Source organism: Flavobacterium panacis, from assembly GCF_024649945.1.
Lineage (GTDB): Bacteria > Bacteroidota > Bacteroidia > Flavobacteriales > Flavobacteriaceae > Flavobacterium > Flavobacterium panacis.
In genome coordinates this window covers 102,119-120,208 of sequence record NZ_JANKMS010000002.1, presented here as the reverse complement: position 1 = coordinate 120,208, position 18,090 = coordinate 102,119, and the positions used below count along the sequence as shown (strand labels likewise).

Here is an 18,090-nt window from a genome sequence, read left to right as displayed (position 1 = left end):
TTACAAGCCTAATAATTGCTTTTTCTTGAAATCAAATTCTTCCTGAGTAAGAAGATTCTCTTTAAGCAACTTTTCTAATTTTTTTATGTTGGAAAAAAAATCATCTTGTTGGGTATCTCCTTTATTTGATTTTTTTCTATTTGAAATTTCCTTTTCAACTTCTTTTATTTTTGTAATTTCATTATCAAGTGTATAAAATTGAATATTATTCCCACTTTTATTTCCAATAATTACTAACACTCTATGATCAGAAAAGTAATTGTTTATAAAGCGACTTAAAAATGATGTTTGTATTGCTGCAGAAAATACGAATCCCCAAAATATTAAGGCAGAAATTAAAAAAGAGCCTGCAAATACAATCATTGCTAACCATGCTAAGAAGATATCAAACGCATTTGCTGTAAAAAATAATGCCCCCCATTCATCTTTTACCGGTATTAAAATTATAAAAGCAAAAATCCATCCAAAAACAAGAGTTCTAATTGCTAAGCTAAAAGGTGTGGCTCTTGGTATAGAAACATTTTTATAAGTATAATTATCTAAGTTAATATAGTTTATATTACTATTGTAATTGGAGGCTTTTACATTCAGAGAATCATGTAGAAATGTAACAACAACTCCTGTGTCGAAACTAAATTTGTTATTCACGTTTTTCATATTTTTTTAGTACTTATCAGTAAACCCCTCAAACATGTGTAAATCTTCATTTCTATAAGTTTTGTATTCGTAACAATCTATTGGTAGTACAAAAATGTGAAGAGAAAGACCAAATGAAGATGAAGTAGGCCAGTCTTTCAGCGTTGCCAGATCATTATAATTATAGATTAAAGCATATCTAGTTTTTCCTTTTTTACTTTGATACTTTATGATTGAATATTCTATGCCTTTAAAATCACTTAAATCATTTTTTATTTCTAAAGGCAAATTTGTTTCTGATTCTACGATTTCCCATTTTCCAGAAAAGTCTGCATTATTACCAGATGAACGTCCGATAGCATTATTGTAAGCTTCTTGATTTGATTTTGAAGTTCCCCAATCTTGTTTTGAAGTATAAGTACCATCACAATTTAGAATTGTAATAGCGTCGATATCCATATCAATCTCTTTTAAGTTTGAAGAACTTTTAAATTTTTTGCCACAGAATGCTTCTTTTGAGTTTTTTTTAAATACTTCTGTTGGTTCATTATCGGTACTTCCAAAGGCAATTAATACAAATATTCCTGAAATAAATATAGAACTAATAAGTTTAAGATAATTTTTATTCATTTTAAGATATGTATTAAGTTTTAATCTATAATTTGTAATACATAATTGTTTTCTTCATTTACGCTTATGTTAGCTATTCTATTACCATTATGAACAAGGATTGCTCCCTCTTCTAAAATAATGTTTCTTAATTCGTTAATCGCAATAGCGTTTCCAACATTATTTTCGATAATATCGGCTAATTGTTGTGGATTGATTTCTCTCATGGTTTATTAATTTTTTATCAAAATTATAATTACTAATTCGAGAAAATTTTAACAATTAGTTATCGTAGTGATTCGATGATTAATCGTGAAAAATTATAGTATTTGTACTTTCAAAACTACCATAGTTCCTTCATTTGGTTGAGAAGAAATAGTTATAGGATCTGAATTATCCATCTGAAACAAAGCAATACGTTCTTTAGCTAAATCAATACCTTTTGAAGCGTGAAGTTTATTTAGGTTTCCTGATTGCATTCCTTTTCCGTTATCTACAATTTTGCAAATTAGGTAATCATCTTCCTGTTCAAATGACAGAAGTAATTTTGGATTTATAGAACGAGAATCAAATGCATGAACAAATACATTTTCTATAAAAGGCTGTAATAGCATTGGCGGAATTTCTGTTTCAAACAAGTCTAAATGCTCATCAATTAGCAGTTCAAATTCGACTTGATTTTTAAAACGCATATTTTCCAAGGTAATATACGACTGTAAATATTCAATTTCATCTGATAAGGCAATTCGCTGAATGGATGAATTATTGAGTGTCTGGCGAATTATTTTCGAAAATTCTCCCATATACATCAAGGCGTCATCGGTATTGTTATCAATGATGAAATTCTGAATAGAATTCATCGCATTAAAAATAAAATGAGGATTCATTTGACTTTGCAGTGCTTCCATTTTGGTTTCGGCCAAACGTTTTTGAACCTCCGCTTTTGCACGTTCTTTGCTTTTGACAGCACGAATTCGACTGATATAAAGTAAATAACAACACACACAAATAAGAACAAAACTCGAAAGAAGAAACCACCAGGTTTTCCAGAAAGGAGGCGTTATATCAATTTTTAAAATGTCATTCGAAAATATATTTCCTGAAAATAAATCTTTAGTTTCTAATCTTATTTTATATGTTCCGTTTGGTAAATAAGTAAGATTGATATTTTTATCTTTTGTCCATTTTGTCCAATTAGAGTTTGTCAATCCGATCACATTGTATCGATATTCTAGTTTGTTGGGATACGCTGCATTTTGAGGTTCAAAAGCAATTGAAATTGTATTTTCATTGTAAGGAAGTACAATTTTATCTGAATTGTAATGTAGCCACTTAAAACGATTTTGATCAATGGTCTTAAAATTGACTTCGATGTTAGTAATTTTTATTTTCTGAAGTATATTTTTTGTTGCGATGTAGTTTTTAAAATCAAATTCAAAATAACCGTTTTGAGTTCCAATTGTTAGAACTGTTCCTTTAATATCAGAAGAAGTAAAGGCTTTTGCCGTTAATCCTTGTTCCTCATCAATTAAACGAACTGTACCATTTTTATAAATATTCAGTCCTTTTTCTGTTCCAATGAAGAGATAATCTTTGTAACATTCTAAAAATGAAATTGAATTTCCCTTTAATGATTTTCGATCAATTTTGCTGACTATTTGAAATCCTTTTGAAACATTAATGATAAAAACATCACCAAATGCAGTCGCAATTACCAGCTCTTTTTTATCATTGATTTTGGCCTGAACCAATTCATTTTCTTTCCATACATTATTGAAATAGTAGGAGAAAAATTTTCCATTTTTATAACTGTATAATCCATTAGAAGTTGAGGCTACAAAATATTTATCATTTAAGGGCAAAATACTAAAAGCATCTTTGGGATTATTTAAATTACCAGGCTCGAATTCTTTATAGGCAATGTTGTTTCTGAAATTATCTGCGACACAGAATTTTCCATAAGCAACCTGAAAAATGATTTTATTGTAATGTTCTAAATAAAAAGCACTTGTAGAGTAGGGATAATATCCTTTAAATTTTCCATCATAACTTACTTCAAAAAGACCAATTGTTGAAGTGACCCAAATGCTTGAATCAATAATTTTAAGCTCTCGTAATTCAAATGATTCCAAGCTAGTTTTTGAAAACGGAGCAAAATATTCATGGTCTTTAAGAAACGGTTTTGTCCTGTAACTTTGATGAGCAAATAGGAAGAAGTTTTTTTTAGCTATTTCTGTTTGAATTCTTTCCTCTTTTAAAAATAATAATCCTGCTTTATGTAAAATTATTTTTTGATTTTGAACAGTTGTATTTGCTACAACATCTAGATTTGATTTTTTGAAAAAAGAAGACGGATAATACTTTATTTCTTCTTTCAAATTAATCTTAAACAATCCTTTATTAATTGTTCCTACAAATAGATTATCTGTTTCAGAATCGTAGAATAAGCTCCAGACTTCTGAGCTTTCTATTCCAAAAGCAGTATTAAAATTGATAACTTTATTGTTGACTATTTTATAAACTCCACCAGTTGCAAAATTAATTCCGTTTCCGGCAGTATAAATTACGCCTCGTTTATCTGTAGCAAAGTTCCAAAAAACAGTGCTTCCAAAGTATATATTAGAATCTTTGTTTGATAAATAATCCTTTATACTAATTTTACTTATTGCCTTGTTGCTATGATCTCCATGACAAATAAAAAGACTGTCCTTTTTTTTGTGGATAGAAAAAATACCAGGTTGTTTGTGATTTATTAGTATTATTTTTTTTGTTTCTAAATCTATGCGCCAAAAGCCATCAGTGAAAGTCCCAAAATAGATTTTAGAATTTATTTCTACAAAATCCATTACTTGAAATAAATGCCGGATGCCGACAATTTTCTTGCTGAAAAGAATTTTATGAGTTGTAAGATCTAAAATTGAAATCCCAAATTCAGTTCCTATATAAAGAAGATTTTTGTGGATAAATAGTCGTCTTATTTTATCATGAATAAGTCCGTTATTTTTGTTTATCACTTCAAATTTTTTACCATTGTAAAAGGTCAAACCACCACCGTGACTTCCAAACCACAGATTGTGATTATGATCTTCTACAATGGCCCAACAACTATTATGGGCTAAACCATCTGAAGTGAAATAATTTTTTACCGCACCGTTTTGGATCGCCGACAGTCCATTTGCTGTTCCAACCCAAAGAATATTCCGGCTGTCCTTGAATATCGAATAGATACTATTGTTTGGCAGTCCATCAATTGTAGAAAAATTTTTTGATGGAAATTGCTGTGTAAAAGCTGTTTCAACAAGAAAGAGCAGAATAAATAAGAGCTTATTTTTTTTGAATGATAGCATTTATAAATTCCTCTTTTTTTCTAACAGATACAGGTAATGTTTCTCCGTTGCTAAGTTCTACAAGGAGTTCGTTGGTTTTGTTGAATCGGGTAACGTAATTTAGATTTACTAAATAGGATTTATGAATTCTCTGAAAAATAGATTTAGGAAGTAATTCTTCTACATATTTTAAGGTTTTGGAGAGCACGATATTTCGCCCGTCCAAACAAATAATTTTGCAATAATTACTATCAGCCTCACAATACAAAATGGAGTTGGTTTTGAGTAATTCAAATCCATTTTCTGTTGGTAAGGCAATTCTGTTGTATTCAGAACCTCCAGTATCAATATTTTCTAAAAGCAATCTTAGTTTTTCTTCTTGAGATGCTTTGTTTTGTTTTTCATCGTACTTTTTGATGGTCTCCAACAAATCGATATAATTGATTGGTTTTAATAAATAATCCAAAGCACTGCATTTTATGGCATCAATTGCAAATTCTGAATGTGCAGTTGTAAAAATAACCTCAAAGTTTACTTTATTTAATTCTTTAAAAAGTTGAAAACCATTTTTATTAGGCATTTGCACATCGAGAAAAACAAGTTCAGGACAAAACTTTTCAATAGATTCGATTGCTTCGTCAACACTTTCGCATTTGTCAAGAATTAGAAATTTATTGGGAAAGTAGCGAGTCAGAAGTTTTTCTAAAAACTCCCTGGCATTAAATTCATCATCAACGATTATAGTTTTTATCATCTGTTAAAAATAGTGGTATTTGGAGGGAATTTAAAGGATGAATTAGTAAACGTGCAATTATTTCAATTTAACGATAATCAGGATTATTAAAACCCTTCAAAAACGCCTAATCCAAACAAAGCAAAATCATATTTTACAGGATCTAAAGCATCCATTTCACGAAGTTTTTTATCTAATTCGGCTAGGGCTTTTGCATCGTTTTGTTTTCGTTCTAAAATGCCAAGTTTACGTGCAACATTTCCAGAATGCACATCTAGCGGGCAAGATAAAACGGATGGAGAAATACTTTTCCAAATTCCCAAATCGACTCCTTTTGCATCTTGGCGCACCATCCATCGCAAATACATGTTGATTCTTTTTGCTGCCGAATTATTTAAAGGATCTGAAATATGTTTTTGCGTTCTTGCTAAATGATCTGTTTCAAAGAATATTTTTTTGAATTCGCTGATACTTTTCTGCAAACTGTCTTTTTCCTGATTTTTAGCGAAAACATTTTCAAGTCCGTTGTGGTTTTGGTAGATGTTTTTTAGTCCTTTTATAAAACCAGCAAAATCATGTCCGTTGAAAGTTCTGTGCACAAAAGTTTCCAATCTTGCTAAATCTTCATCAGAATGGGACATAACGAAATCGTAAGGAGTGTTGCCCATCAATTCCATCATTTTATGAGAATTTTTGATGATCATTTTACGGTTTCCCCAAGCAATCGAAGCGCTTAGGAAACCTGCAATTTCAATGTCTTCCTTTTGAGTAAAAAGATGCGGAATTTGAACTGGATCACTTTCGATAAAATCCTGATTGTTATATTGAATGACTTTTTCGTCTAGAAATTCTTTTAATTCTGATTTATTCATTTGTTTTAATTTCTTTAGAGTAAAATCCGTCTTTTAAATTGTTGGTACGCATTTGGGGAATAACATGGTAATATTTTTCAAAATAATCCAACTGTCGTTTATCCACGCAAGGAAGATTACCGTCGCCATTTGCCCAGAAAAATTCATTTTCTACGGGAGAATTATATTTTAAATTTCCTAATTGAATGGATTCAAAGGAAGTATTACTTTTTGAATTTTGATATGGAGAGATACTGTTTTTTATAGAAAAATTACTTATTTTAAGCATGAATTTATGGTTTGAAAATCCATTAAGATTAATTGGGAATAATAAAACAAAACCAGTAATAAATATCGAAAAAATAAGGAAGATTTCAATTGTTTTCTTTTTGTAAAAAAGGCAAACAAAACAAAAAAGAGAAAAGAAGAATATGAAATTCATGAAAAATCGATATTGAGGCGATGTTAACCCTAATAAAATCAGTTGTAAAAGCATTATGAAATATAGAAGCCATAGCGCTTTTTTGTTGTGATATTTATAAATAAAAATAGGTACAATTACTATTAGAAGAATACTGATTTTATTGAATAAACCATTCAGTTTTGACATTGAAAGCCAATGAAGGAATAAATCAAAAACACTCATTTTGTGATATTGTTCTGCCGTTAAAAAGAAGCCATAATACTTAACCTGATCGTAGTAAAAGCTTTCTATTATATTTGGGATGGCGTAATTTATTGTTAAGACATTAATTTTTGAAGGAAATATTGGTGAACCACAAATAATCATATTTTTAATGACAAAAATAGTGGCAATCAAAAGGGCAAGTGTTATTGGTTTTAAAAGGTTTTTTGAAAGAGTTTTAAAATGAAAACCTAATAAAATGATTGGAAATAGGGCAAAAGTTAAAGTTGTGTTTTTTATGTATAATAAAAAAAGTACTAATGCCGTAACTAGTTTGAATATTTCGGGAGTTGTGTTTTTGAAATTTTCTAAAAAATAAAAAAACAGAATAAAAGAGATAACATACACAGGAATATCGGGCGAAGGTGCACTGATAAACTGAAAGAAAAAAATATTAAATAAAGGAACTAAACCAACAATCAGATAGTTTTTATTGCTGTTTTTATAATATTCATTAAGTTTTTGAATAGCGAAAATATTTCCTAAAAACAGACAAAAACCACTCAAATCATTGAATTTATTATATAGAAAAGAGAAATTAAAAACACTTTGAGTAATATGCCAGCCACTGGTTTGACCAAAAAACAAATGAAGATTGGCAAGTCCTTTTACAAAACCATATTCATTAAGCCATTTTATAGTTTGAATATAGTAGGATTCGTTGTCAATTACAAATGGGACAGAAGCGCATTGTGCAATTATTAAAACAGAAATAATAATTAGAATAACTTTTAAACTGTTCTCTAGTTGTTTAAATTCAGATAAAAATGATTGGTAAAGATTGGTGATTTCATTGCGAAATTTTAGAATGCAAAAAATATTCAATACAGCTAAAACGATATGAAACTCAAAATGTATTCTTCCGAATATTGCCCAGATGCTGGCTAAAATAGTTACGGAGAATAATCCAAGAATTGATGTTGTAACGAAATCTTTGTTTTTTAGATTCATTATTTTGTCAAAACCAAAACCTAAATTGATGGTTGTGAATAAAATATAAATCCAGCTGATTGCAATTAAAAGCATTACGAAATTATTTGTCCATCAGACATTACTAATTTCCTATCAGCCATATTGGCTAATTCTTCGTTATGAGTTACGATTACAAAAGTCTGCCCAAACTCATCTCGAAGCTGAAAAAATAATTGATGAAGGTTTTCTGCTGAATGGGTATCCAGATTTCCAGAAGGCTCATCAGCAAAAATGACATCAGGTTTGTTGATTAAAGCTCTTGCAACTGCGACACGTTGTTGTTCTCCGCCCGAAAGTTCGCTAGGTTTATGATTGATACGATGTGAAAGGCCTAGAAAAGAAAGCAATTTTTTAGCTTCAGCTTCCGTTTCTGAAGTTTTTTTACCTGCAATATAAGCCGGAATACAGACATTCTCTAATGCAGTGAATTCAGGTAAAAGCTGATGAAACTGAAAAATAAATCCTAAGTTTAAATTTCGGAAATCAGATAATATTCGGTCTTGTTTGCTTTTCTTTTTGAAGTAACGGTTGTAGTAAAAAAGCATTGTAATTATAGGTAAGCATAAAGTTATGCTTGCAACTAATCTCAGTGTATCGTCGAAAATTTTAGTTCTAAAAAATAATAAATAAACTGCAAGAAGGATAATGTAAATAGATCCTATCCATGTAATTATTTTGAATGTTTTTTCTTCTTTTGAATTATCATTTTTAATGTCTTGTAATTCAAGAACATTTTTTCCATTGATAGTTAAAGAAGAATCTGGAGCATAATCGGGTTTGTCCAAAGTACCCAGAATTTGCAGTAATGTAGTTTTTCCAGCACCAGATGCACCGACTATAGATACAATTTCGCCTTTTTTAATATGTAAATCAACTCCTTTTAAAACTTCAAGTTTATCGTAGAATTTATGTATGTTTTTTGCGTGTATCATGTAGTGAAACTGTTTTTACAAAGAAACGAAGATTATGGACAATATCAAATTCCAACTTCAAATTAGAGAGGGATATTAAATTCTAATTTTTTTAAATCCCAAATTCCAAAAAAGAGCGAAGCGATTTTTTGTAAAATCTAAAATCTAAAATCTAAAAATAGGTATGTTTCTTGATATGGGAATTTTGGAAATTAAATTTTAAAAAGAAATAATATAGTTTCATTAATAATTTTTAATTTCGATTGTATTAAAAATGAAGGTGTTATGCAAGATTTAGAAGTGGTTGAAGATAACAGGATGTCAAAATTGATTATAGGTTTAATTTTGGATGCTATTGGTATGCTGACTTATTCTGTTCTAGGATTTGGAGAAATTGGAGATATTGTCTGGGCACCAATTGCTGGTGTAATTATGACCAGAATGTACAAAGGAAGAGTAGGGAAGGTGGCTGGATTTTTAACTTTTCTGGAAGAAATACTACCATTTACAGATATTATTCCGTCGTTTACTTTGACTTGGATTTATACTTATTTCTTTCAAAGAAAATAAAAAAGACGGCTTTAAAAACCGTCTTTTAATGACTCATTTTGAGTTTGTTTATTGAATAATTATTTTCTTAACGTATTGTGTTTTCTTCGTCTGTGGGTTGGTTACTTTGATTATAAAGACACCTTTAGAATGTAATTGAATGTTTTCTTGAGTATTGCCTCTGATTTTTTGTTTCAATAATTCTTTTCCAGAAATATCATAGATTTTAAGATCTGAAATTTCTGCTTCTTCATTATCAATATAAACTGAGAATGCTCCGTTGCTTGGAATTGGCCAAACATTAAACGAATTGTTGGTTTTAATAATGTCTTCGGTATCTAGATGTACGGTTTGTCCGCTAACAATATTTACTTTTCGCTTCATAGTACCTCCTTCGGAATCACTTACTGTAAATTCAAAAGAACACAATCCGTTTGATGCTGGTGTAAAAGCTACTATGTTGTTATTGAGTACTGCGTTTCCGTTTACAATATTTGAAAGAGCATAAGAAACACCGCTGGTAAAACCTCTAGATAATTTTTGAATATCGATATCAACTTTAGTTCCTTGCTGAGATTCATATCGTGGTAATGACATCCATTGTAGATATTGATCTAAATTAGTGTAGCCATCTTGATTAGGGTCTGCATTAGCATCCGAAAAATCACCAATTGCAGAGTTTGGATTTGTTCCAATAATACTTTCCCACCAATTAGGAAGTCCGTCCTGATCTGTATCCCAATTAGCATCTCTAACTACTATTGGATAAGTTTCAAATCCGCCAACATCAGATTCATTATCTGGAAATCCAGGTTTCCCTGTTACGCTTCCAACAGCCGAATAACTACCGTTTAAAGTTTCAGTGATAATTCTCTGATCGTGATCATCAAATTCGGGTTGTGTACATCCAACATCAGAAAGTACTATTTTGTAGGCATTTTTGGCAGATTGAGTGGTTACGTAAGAAGGGAAAAAGGGTGTGTTTACGAAGTTTTCATAAGAAACGGTATTACCAGAAGCTTTTCTTCCTGCAGTTTGGTTGTTTTCATCAAAATATCCGGGCATAACATTTCCATTAAAATAACACTGCTGCATTCCAGTTCCAACTCCTTCGTTTTGTTGATTAAATGCTACGAATATTTTAGAACCTGCGCCTGGCTTATAGTAATTGTTTACAAAATTGACTTCTTTGGTTCCTCCGTCCGTTGTTCTTCCTCCCCAGTTATAAACAACATTGTTGGTAATATCCATTTTTCCTGTGTAGGCACCGCTTCCATCTAATCCTCCACCAAGACTCCAGTTACGGCCGTAGCAATGTGCTAACAAGTTATGATGAAAACTTCCAATATCACCGCCAATTGTTGCTGCGTAACCGTGTTCTGTTCCTGCAGGATAATTTTGATGATTAGCTGCGTTTAAAGCTTCAGAAATAAGTGTTCTTTGTAAGGTGATATTTTTTCCCGATCTTGAACTGAAAGATTCATCAATCGTCCAGCTGATAGAGCAATGATCTATAATACTGTTGTCAGCACCGGTAAGTCCCATTCCGTCATAAGTTGGTCCTGCACCAACTCGAACTCTTAAATTTTGAACGATTGCATCATTTCCTGTAACTCCAAAAGGAGCAGAGCGAATACAAATTCCTTTTCCTGGAGCAGTTTGACCAGCAACAGTAACGTAAGGCTGACTTAAAACAAGACGTGATTGTAGCTGAATTACTCCAGATGTATTAAAAATGATTGTTCTTGGGCCAATATCATTTGTAACGGCTTCACGAAAACTTCCTGGGCCACTGTCGTTTAAATTAGTTACAGCAACTACTTTTCCGCCACGTCCGCCTCTGGCAAAACGTCCATAACCTTCAGCTTCTGGAAACGCAAGTTGTGCTGGACGAAAACGCCATACATTTCCTTTTTCAATTCCATTTGCTAAAACTTCATCTATGCGCCAATAATATGTTGCGCCAGTATATAATCCGTTTGCTTGAAAGGAATTGGTGGCCAAAGTTTGATTGCCCTTGTATTCTGGGGAAGATGTAGTGGCATTATTTACAGCAGCCTGATCTGTGCCAAAGTAGATGTTGTGCGAAACAGCATTAGCTGCTGCTGTCCATTGGAGTAATTTTCCGCCCGAAGTTAATTCAACATGTTCGTCATTTTGTTTCGGATTTGGATTGGTTGCCTGATAGAAAATATTTGGAGTATTTAGCTCAAAACCATTAAAAATGAAGTTTTTTACATTTTCTGTTCCTGAAGTTTCAGCTGCCATTAATATAACAACATCTGTTCCTGCAGTTGCTTGAAATTTTAAATAGATAGACTTAGCATCGGCTGTTTTAAGAGCTCGAACAGTTGGAATTAAATTATCAACTACTAAATTGCCATTGAGAAAAATATCAATAGGGCTAAAATTATTTCCTGTAGGACTGTCTACATTATTAAAAAAAGCTAAGAATGAATGTTCTCCAGTTGCTAATCCGCTTATTTTAAGTTCTATTTGCGCGCCTAGATTTGCAGTCGTTCCCTTTACAGTTACACCGTCACTAACTAATCTGGCATAATATGGAGCCTGAATTCCGGCTTTGTACCAGTTAGTTCCTAATGCATCTCCATTATTTCCAACTCTGGTCACAGTAAATGTAACACCATTTTCGGTATACGTGCTGGTATTTCCAGAAGCAATTACCCAAGCTGTATAATCGGGATCATTTACTTCTGCTTTAGGTCTTCCTGACTGGTCAAAGTCAATTTTTACGATTGGATTTTGGGCAAAAATCTTTGTCATTGGCATAATGAGACAGAGTGTAGTCACCATTATGGAGAATTTTAAGTAGTTTTTCAGCATTTCAATTTGGTTTTGGTTAGTAAGTAATAGTTGTGTGTTTTTAAATACCTGGTATTCAGTATTTGAAAATTATGCAACTATTGTAAAGTTTATTATTAACCTAAATTAAACCATCCTGCACCATCCTGTTCTGTATGCGTTTTTATCATGAAAAGAGGGTTTAAAAAATAGGATGTGTTTTTTAAATCCTAAATTTTTAAAATATTTTTATTTGATAAAGGAATAAATTGTATAGAAAAAACAATTTGAAAAGTGAAATTTTGATAATTTCAAAAAACGGTATAAATAAAAAAAATCTGACTAAGAGAAGTTCTCAACCAGAATGGATTGTTTGAATAAGAAGAAATGTTTAGTCTTTAAATAGGAATCCAAGTCCCATTCTTTTGAGCATTTTCTTTTCGAAATTCCAAAAGAAACGGAATTGTCCAAAAATAGTTCCAATAGCAACCAATAAAACCTGATAAACAGGAAGAATAATCAATAATCGGATTAAGGTAAACCAGACAGTACCCAAATCTTCTTTATGTATTCCTACCCAGTCGCAAAATGGCCTGGAAATCCATGCAGAAGCTGATCCTGTGATAGCAAAAACGATAAGTATAATTATGGCTTGTAAGTTGGAAGTGATTCCCCAGCGTTTTTTTAGTCTGTCCATTATTTATTTATAATCATTACAAATATACTAACATTATCTTATTGGAACATATCCCGCCAGCTTTTGTTTGTAAGTATTTTGAAAATAGATCATATAATTATAAATAAGATAATTTACTTCGTATCCGTAATGAATCTGAGGCTGATAATCTATTGTCATTTCGTATAAATTCGGGTTGTAACGATTGGGTTGTGAAGCTCGAATGTTCCATTCTGTTACATATTGTTGATTTTTGTTTTCTAGAAAAGCTAAGCTATGGTAGTTTCTCGGAAAAGCCATTGATGAAAGCCAGAAATTAAAACCATTGTCAATTATAATAACTTCATATTCTAAAGAATCATTGGCTATTCTAATGGTGTCATTCTGCTTAGTTTTTGGTGCATTATCATTGCTTGCAACTTTTTGCGATGCTGTAGAACAAGCAATTATTGTAGCTAAAACAATTAATATGGAAATGCACTTTTTCATGATTTAAATTTACGAATAAATGATGAGAAGAGACTGAAGTTTAACAAGATTTTGAGGTTCAAAGCAACAAAGCAAAGCAACAAAGTAACAAAGTAACAAAGTAACAGAGTGACAGAGTGACAAGGTGAAAGAGTAAAAAAGTAAAAAAGTAAAGTAGCAATTAAGGTTGTTTTGAAGGTGAAAAAAAGCTGTTTGCAATTTATTGCAAACAGCTTCAACTATTTTTTTTGCCTTTGTTACTCTGTCACTTTGTAACTTTGCACCTTATTTACTTCCAAACAACTTTCCAATAAATCCGGCGATTCCTCCTTTGCTTTTGGTTACCACCAAAACATCGGCAACATCAACTTTTCCGTCTCCATTTTGGTCTAAGCCAAATTGCATTCCATATTTAGAAATGGTATCCATTATTCCAGATGCTTGTCCGCTGTTTCCTGAAATGGAATTGATAATGTCTGAAATCTGAAAACTGTTGTCATTTGGATCTTTTGCTTTATTAACCAAAGAGCCTAAAATCTGTGGAATCAAATTAGATGCTACTCCGCTTGAATCTGCACTGCTCAATCCGAACTTTTCGCCAAGATTTCCACTTAGTTGTTGTTGAATTTGTTGTACAACAGGGTTAGAACTGTCAATAGAAGAATTTCCGCTGAATAATCCAGCGATTTGATCTGTATTTCCTTCAGATACAATCTTTTTTAATCCTTCAAAAATAGAATTACTAGTTTCGCTAATTACAGCTTCATTATGTTCATTTGGAACAGCGTTATTGTTTACCACTGCATCGCCTCCATATTGTTGTACTAATTGGGTTAATTGTTCAAACATGATTTTTAGGATTTAGATTAGAACTCAAATTTAAACAAAAAAAGAAAGGGATTTATTAAACAATGTTAATAAATCCCTCGCAAGTAATTTAATTATAGTTAATTAGCTTAATAAAGTAATGATTTGTGATGCTAATTCAGTACCAATTCTGTCTTGTGCTTCTCCTGTTGCAGCTCCAATGTGTGGAGTCAATGAAATTTTAGAGTGCATTAAGATGGCCATTTCTGGTTTTGGTTCGTTTTCGAAAACGTCTAAACCAGCGAAACCAACTTTTCCTGAGTCTAAAGCTTTTACTAAAGCTACTTCGTCGATAACTCCACCACGAGCACAGTTTACGATTCCAACTCCGTCTTTCATAGTTTCAAGTTCTTTTTCTCCAATGATGTAACCATTTTGAGCAGGAACGTGTAATGTAATGAAATCAGCTTCTTTAAATAAAGATTCTAAAGATTGAGAAACAATTTTAGTTGTGATAGATTGTCCGTCAAAGAATTCAACTTTTACGTCAACCTCAGGAATGAAGCTGTCAGCTGCGATAACTTTCATTCCTAAACCAAGAGCCATTTTTGCTGTAGCTTGTCCGATACGACCAATACCAACAATACCTAAAGTTTTTCCTCTTAATTCAGTTCCATTAGCATAAGCTTTTTTCAAACCGTCAAAATTTGTGTCTCCTTCAAGAGGCATGTTTCTGTTGGAATCATGTAAGAAACGTACACCGTTAAATAAGTGTCCGAATACTAATTCAGCAACAGATTCTGAAGATGAAGCAGGAGTATTGATTACATGGATTCCTTTGCTTTTAGCATAATCCACATCAATATTATCCATACCAACACCACCACGACCGATGATTTTGATGCCTGGACAAGCATCAATAATATCTTTACGAACTTTAGTTGCACTACGAACTAAAATTACGTCAACGTTGTTTTCATTGATATAGTTAGCTACTTGTTCCTGAGCTACTTTTGTAGTGATAACTTCAAAACCACCTTTTTCTAAGGCTAGAATTCCACTTTTAGAAATTCCGTCATTTGCTAATACTTTCATTGTATTTATTTTGTTTAATTGGCAATCGTTTAATTGATAACCAGCTATTTGATTTTTCTTTTTTGTAAACTGTGACTTCGACTGAAAACTAGACTTTGCTTTCCAATGCTTTCATTACATCAACTAAAACCTGTACGCTTTCAATTGGCATAGCGTTGTAGATAGAAGCTCTGTAACCACCAACAGAACGGTGTCCAGGTAATCCTGAAATGTTAGCTTCTTTCCATAAAGCATCAAAAGTTGCAGCATGATCTGGGTTTGTCAATAAGAAAGTAACGTTCATGTTAGAACGATCTTCTACATTAGCAGCACCTTTAAATAATGGATTTCTGTCGATTTCAGCGTAAAGTAATTCTGCTTTTGCATTGTTTAATTTTTCAACAGCAGCGATTCCGCCTTTTTCTTTAATCCATTGTAAAGTTAATAGAGAAACGTAAACAGAGAAAACAGGTGGAGTATTGTACATACTTTCTGCTTTAATATGTTTAGCGTAGTCTAACATACTTGGAATAGTTCTTCCGTTTTTACCTAAGATTTCTTCTTTAACTACAACAAGAGTTGTTCCTGCAGGTCCCATGTTTTTTTGAGCTCCAGCATAGATTAAGTCGAATTTAGAGAAATCTAATTCACGAGAGAAAATATCAGAACTCATATCGCAAACAACTGGAATGTTAGTTGCTGGGAATTCTTTCATTTGTGTTCCAAAAATGGTATTGTTACTTGTGCAGTGGAAATAATCAGCATCAGCTGGAATTTCGTAACCTCTTGGAATATGTGTATAATTGTCTTCTTTTGAAGAAGCTACGACAATAGTCTCACCGAAAAGTTTCGCTTCTTTGATTGCTGCAGTTGCCCACGTTCCTGAATCTAAATAAGCTGCTTTTCCGTTTTCTTTTAATAAATTGTATGGTGCCATTAAGAATGCTGTACTTGCACCACCTTGTAAAAATAAAGCCTGATAACCTTTTCCTTGAAGTCCTAATAATTCTAAAGCAAGGGAACGAGCTTCCTCCATAACTGCAACGAAATCTTTGCTTCGGTGCGAGATTTCAAGGATAGATAACCCTGAATCATTAAAATTTAAAATTGCTTTTGATGCCTTCTCAAAAACTTCCTGAGGTAAAATACTTGGTCCTGCGCTGTAGTTGTGTTTTTTCATGGTTGTTGTTAATAGTCGAAAATTTTAAAGACGCAAATTTCGGCAATAAGAGCCGAAAAAGCGTTAAAATATTCGAAATAATTAAACATTTTATTACTTTGTTGTTAACAAAAACGTTATAGTATCGACATTATCTGCATAATCCCACAATTGCGGTTTTTGAGTTTCTCCAAATGCAATACTGTTTTGGGTTAAATTATTACTAACAACACACTGAATTTGATCTGAATCATTCTCAAGACGTTTTTGCAGTTCATCAAGGTTTTCGTAATATTCATAAAAAACACTCGAGATAGGCGAGGCGTAGCTTGTATCTTCTTTTATCGTTAAAAAACCATTGTCTAATAATTTGAAATTACTCATTAAAAAAACAGCTTTGTTGTAATCGTAATTATTAGCATATTTTTCATAATGAATAACATCTTGATATTTAAACATAGCCTGGAAAAAAGCATCAAACGAATAGTTTTTAGGAACAAAAAGTTTAGAAACATTTCGGCACCCAAGACCAAAATATCTGAAAATATCTTCCCCTAAATTTTCTAATTCTTCATTCGTTTCTTTTCCAGTTAAAATCGCAGCCGAATTTCTGTTTTTACGAATAATAGAAGGCTTATCTTTAAAATAATATTCAAAATAGCGAGCTGTATTGTTGCTTCCGGTGGCTATTACAGCATCAAAATTTTCTAGTTTACCATCTACAAAAGTAATTTTGTCTTTTAAATTTTCATCAACAGCAATTAAATATTTAGCAAGAAAAGGCAATAAATGCTGGTCATTTGAAGAAGTTTTGATTAATGCTTTGTTACCTGTTATTAAAACAGATAAAAAATCATGAAAACCCACTAACGGAATATTTCCAGCCAATATTAAAGCAACTGTTTTTTCTTTTTGATCAGCTTTTTCAAATTCTGTTTTATAGGAAGAAAGCCATTTTTCTATGTTTTTGTCTGTCAAAGCTTCTGCCCACGATTGTATCGAAAAGTAAACTTGTTCAGGCGTGTACCATCCATTATGAGATTGTGATAAATGTATTAGTTTCTCAAAATCGTCAAAAAAGATATCGTTAAATAAAACGCTAGATTTTTGTATGGATCCTGCTTCGGAAAACTGACTTAAAAAATTTCCTAATTCAACAAAAACACTTTTTTTTGTTTCTAATGTCATAATGTTTGTTTATGAATTGTTTTGATTGTAATTTTGCACAAAAATAAGCTATATTACGTTATAAGGCAAAGCAGATTAAAATCTTTGATATTTTAATATTTAAATCCTTATAACTTTTAACAAAAAGAAGAAAAAGATGGCAATTATTATAACTGACGAATGTATCAATTGTGGGGCTTGCGAACCAGAGTGCCCAAATACGGCAATATATGAAGGAGCAGATGATTGGAGATATAAAGACGGAACTAGTCTTTCAGGAAAAATAGTTTTACCTGACGGAACTGAGGTTGATGCAGATGATGCTCAAACTCCAATTTCTGATGAGGTTTATTATATTGTACCTGGAAAATGTACAGAATGTAAAGGTTTTCACGATGAGCCACAATGTGCTGCAGTTTGTCCTGTTGACTGTTGTGTACCAGATGATGATCATGTTGAAGACGAAGAAACTTTGTTAGAAAGACAAGCTTTCCTACACGGAGAATAATTTTTCTAGTAAATTTGATATAGAATCCTGAGCTAAAAACTCAGGATTTTTTTTACCCTGATGTCAGGTATTTTTAAAAGTTAGTTTGTTGATAACGAATGTTTTATTTTTTTAGCTATTGATTTTTTGCTAAAAAAATAATACTTTAGTTGAAAAA

At 31.8% G+C, this 18,090-nt stretch carries 16 protein-coding genes and 2 pseudogenes; 2 read left to right on the top strand and 16 right to left on the bottom strand.

Annotated elements, in window-relative coordinates:
* From NQQ59_RS05445 to NQQ59_RS25255, 9 genes and pseudogenes are all read right to left on the bottom strand, one after another.
* Nucleotides 1–657: a hypothetical protein gene (locus tag NQQ59_RS05445; protein WP_144214634.1), complete on the bottom strand. Its 657-nt coding sequence runs from the start codon at nucleotides 655–657 to the stop codon at nucleotides 1–3.
* Nucleotides 658–663: 6 nt separating this feature from the next.
* Nucleotides 664–1,266: a hypothetical protein gene (locus NQQ59_RS05440; RefSeq protein ID WP_144214632.1), complete on the bottom strand. Its 603-nt coding sequence runs from the start codon at nucleotides 1,264–1,266 to the stop codon at nucleotides 664–666.
* A 20-nt stretch (nucleotides 1,267–1,286) separates the two neighbouring features.
* Entirely contained in the window at nucleotides 1,287–1,472 is a 186-nt protein-coding gene (locus NQQ59_RS05435) for a hypothetical protein (protein ID WP_144214631.1), read from the bottom strand.
* A 93-nt stretch (nucleotides 1,473–1,565) separates the two neighbouring features.
* Nucleotides 1,566–4,592, bottom strand: a complete 3,027-nt coding sequence (locus tag NQQ59_RS05430) for a sensor histidine kinase (protein ID WP_144214630.1) — start codon at nucleotides 4,590–4,592, stop codon at nucleotides 1,566–1,568.
* On the bottom strand, nucleotides 4,570–5,325 hold the full coding sequence (locus NQQ59_RS05425) for a LytR/AlgR family response regulator transcription factor (RefSeq protein ID WP_144214629.1): 756 nt from the start codon (nucleotides 5,323–5,325) through the stop codon (nucleotides 4,570–4,572). The genes NQQ59_RS05430 and NQQ59_RS05425 overlap by 23 nt, the downstream gene beginning before the upstream one ends.
* Before the next feature lie 86 nt (nucleotides 5,326–5,411).
* Entirely contained in the window at nucleotides 5,412–6,176 is a 765-nt protein-coding gene (locus NQQ59_RS05420) for a TIGR02757 family protein (RefSeq protein WP_144214628.1), read from the bottom strand.
* Nucleotides 6,169–7,866: an LIC_10190 family membrane protein gene (locus NQQ59_RS05415; protein WP_144214626.1), complete on the bottom strand. Its 1,698-nt coding sequence runs from the start codon at nucleotides 7,864–7,866 to the stop codon at nucleotides 6,169–6,171. Before NQQ59_RS05415 ends, NQQ59_RS05420 begins: the two co-directional genes overlap by 8 nt.
* Nucleotides 7,866–8,312 (bottom strand): annotated as a pseudogene (locus NQQ59_RS25260) (ABC transporter ATP-binding protein); the annotation flags it as partial. The gene NQQ59_RS05415 and the pseudogene NQQ59_RS25260, both read right to left, overlap by 1 nt.
* Nucleotides 8,313–8,525: 213 nt before the next feature.
* Nucleotides 8,526–8,744: pseudogene (locus tag NQQ59_RS25255) on the bottom strand (ATP-binding cassette domain-containing protein); the annotation flags it as partial.
* A gap of 264 nt (nucleotides 8,745–9,008) precedes the next feature.
* Between NQQ59_RS25255 and NQQ59_RS05405 the strand changes: the two are divergent.
* Nucleotides 9,009–9,293 carry a hypothetical protein gene (locus NQQ59_RS05405; RefSeq protein WP_144214621.1) on the top strand — a complete coding sequence of 95 codons (285 nt, stop codon included), beginning with the start codon at nucleotides 9,009–9,011 and terminating at the stop codon, nucleotides 9,291–9,293.
* 48 nt (nucleotides 9,294–9,341) lie between these two features.
* Here NQQ59_RS05405 and NQQ59_RS05400 read toward each other — a convergent pair whose 3' ends face one another.
* From NQQ59_RS05400 to NQQ59_RS05370, 7 genes are all read right to left on the bottom strand, one after another.
* Nucleotides 9,342–12,116, bottom strand: coding sequence for a T9SS type A sorting domain-containing protein (locus tag NQQ59_RS05400; protein WP_257698152.1), 2,775 nt, complete (start codon nucleotides 12,114–12,116; stop codon nucleotides 9,342–9,344).
* Nucleotides 12,117–12,465: 349 nt separating this feature from the next.
* Nucleotides 12,466–12,771 (bottom strand): DUF6787 family protein, encoded by a 306-nt coding sequence (locus NQQ59_RS05395; protein WP_144214619.1) that lies wholly within the window; start codon nucleotides 12,769–12,771, stop codon nucleotides 12,466–12,468.
* A gap of 33 nt (nucleotides 12,772–12,804) precedes the next feature.
* On the bottom strand, nucleotides 12,805–13,239 hold the full coding sequence (locus tag NQQ59_RS05390; RefSeq protein ID WP_144214617.1) for a DUF6146 family protein: 435 nt from the start codon (nucleotides 13,237–13,239) through the stop codon (nucleotides 12,805–12,807).
* Nucleotides 13,240–13,503: 264 nt separating this feature from the next.
* Nucleotides 13,504–14,067 carry a hypothetical protein gene (locus tag NQQ59_RS05385; RefSeq protein ID WP_144214614.1) on the bottom strand — a complete coding sequence of 188 codons (564 nt, stop codon included), beginning with the start codon at nucleotides 14,065–14,067 and terminating at the stop codon, nucleotides 13,504–13,506.
* 102 nt (nucleotides 14,068–14,169) lie between these two features.
* Nucleotides 14,170–15,120 carry a D-2-hydroxyacid dehydrogenase gene (locus NQQ59_RS05380; RefSeq protein WP_144214612.1) on the bottom strand — a complete coding sequence of 317 codons (951 nt, stop codon included), beginning with the start codon at nucleotides 15,118–15,120 and terminating at the stop codon, nucleotides 14,170–14,172.
* Between the two features lie 88 nt (nucleotides 15,121–15,208).
* Nucleotides 15,209–16,279 (bottom strand): 3-phosphoserine/phosphohydroxythreonine transaminase, encoded by a 1,071-nt coding sequence (gene serC, locus NQQ59_RS05375; protein ID WP_144214610.1) that lies wholly within the window; start codon nucleotides 16,277–16,279, stop codon nucleotides 15,209–15,211.
* A 93-nt stretch (nucleotides 16,280–16,372) separates the two neighbouring features.
* Nucleotides 16,373–17,446 carry an acyl-CoA reductase gene (locus NQQ59_RS05370; protein ID WP_144214608.1) on the bottom strand — a complete coding sequence of 358 codons (1,074 nt, stop codon included), beginning with the start codon at nucleotides 17,444–17,446 and terminating at the stop codon, nucleotides 16,373–16,375.
* Between the two features lie 136 nt (nucleotides 17,447–17,582).
* Between NQQ59_RS05370 and NQQ59_RS05365 the strand changes: the two genes are divergently transcribed.
* On the top strand, nucleotides 17,583–17,933 hold the full coding sequence (locus NQQ59_RS05365) for a 4Fe-4S dicluster domain-containing protein (protein ID WP_144214606.1): 351 nt from the start codon (nucleotides 17,583–17,585) through the stop codon (nucleotides 17,931–17,933).
* Nucleotides 17,934–18,090: the final 157 nt, after the last annotated feature.

Excerpts from the sequence above, each read along its gene's own strand:
- NQQ59_RS05385 (WP_144214614.1), bottom strand. The coding sequence starts at position 14,067 with ATGTTTGAACAATTAACCCAATTAGTACAACAATATGGAGGCGATGCA.
- NQQ59_RS05380 (WP_144214612.1), bottom strand. The coding sequence starts at position 15,120 with ATGAAAGTATTAGCAAATGACGGAATTTCTAAAAGTGGAATTCTAGCC.
- NQQ59_RS05425 (WP_144214629.1), bottom strand. The coding sequence starts at position 5,325 with ATGATAAAAACTATAATCGTTGATGATGAATTTAATGCCAGGGAGTTT.
- serC (WP_144214610.1), bottom strand. The coding sequence starts at position 16,279 with ATGAAAAAACACAACTACAGCGCAGGACCAAGTATTTTACCTCAGGAA.
- NQQ59_RS05365 (WP_144214606.1), top strand. The coding sequence starts at position 17,583 with ATGGCAATTATTATAACTGACGAATGTATCAATTGTGGGGCTTGCGAA.
- NQQ59_RS05445 (WP_144214634.1), bottom strand. The coding sequence starts at position 657 with ATGAAAAACGTGAATAACAAATTTAGTTTCGACACAGGAGTTGTTGTT.
- NQQ59_RS05420 (WP_144214628.1), bottom strand. The coding sequence starts at position 6,176 with ATGAATAAATCAGAATTAAAAGAATTTCTAGACGAAAAAGTCATTCAA.
- NQQ59_RS05415 (WP_144214626.1), bottom strand. The coding sequence starts at position 7,866 with ATGCTTTTAATTGCAATCAGCTGGATTTATATTTTATTCACAACCATC.
- NQQ59_RS05390 (WP_144214617.1), bottom strand. The coding sequence starts at position 13,239 with ATGAAAAAGTGCATTTCCATATTAATTGTTTTAGCTACAATAATTGCT.
- NQQ59_RS05440 (WP_144214632.1), bottom strand. The coding sequence starts at position 1,266 with ATGAATAAAAATTATCTTAAACTTATTAGTTCTATATTTATTTCAGGA.
- NQQ59_RS05400 (WP_257698152.1), bottom strand. The coding sequence starts at position 12,116 with ATGCTGAAAAACTACTTAAAATTCTCCATAATGGTGACTACACTCTGT.
- NQQ59_RS05430 (WP_144214630.1), bottom strand. The coding sequence starts at position 4,592 with ATGCTATCATTCAAAAAAAATAAGCTCTTATTTATTCTGCTCTTTCTT.
- NQQ59_RS05395 (WP_144214619.1), bottom strand. The coding sequence starts at position 12,771 with ATGGACAGACTAAAAAAACGCTGGGGAATCACTTCCAACTTACAAGCC.
- NQQ59_RS05405 (WP_144214621.1), top strand. The coding sequence starts at position 9,009 with ATGCAAGATTTAGAAGTGGTTGAAGATAACAGGATGTCAAAATTGATT.
- NQQ59_RS05370 (WP_144214608.1), bottom strand. The coding sequence starts at position 17,446 with ATGACATTAGAAACAAAAAAAAGTGTTTTTGTTGAATTAGGAAATTTT.
- NQQ59_RS05435 (WP_144214631.1), bottom strand. The coding sequence starts at position 1,472 with ATGAGAGAAATCAATCCACAACAATTAGCCGATATTATCGAAAATAAT.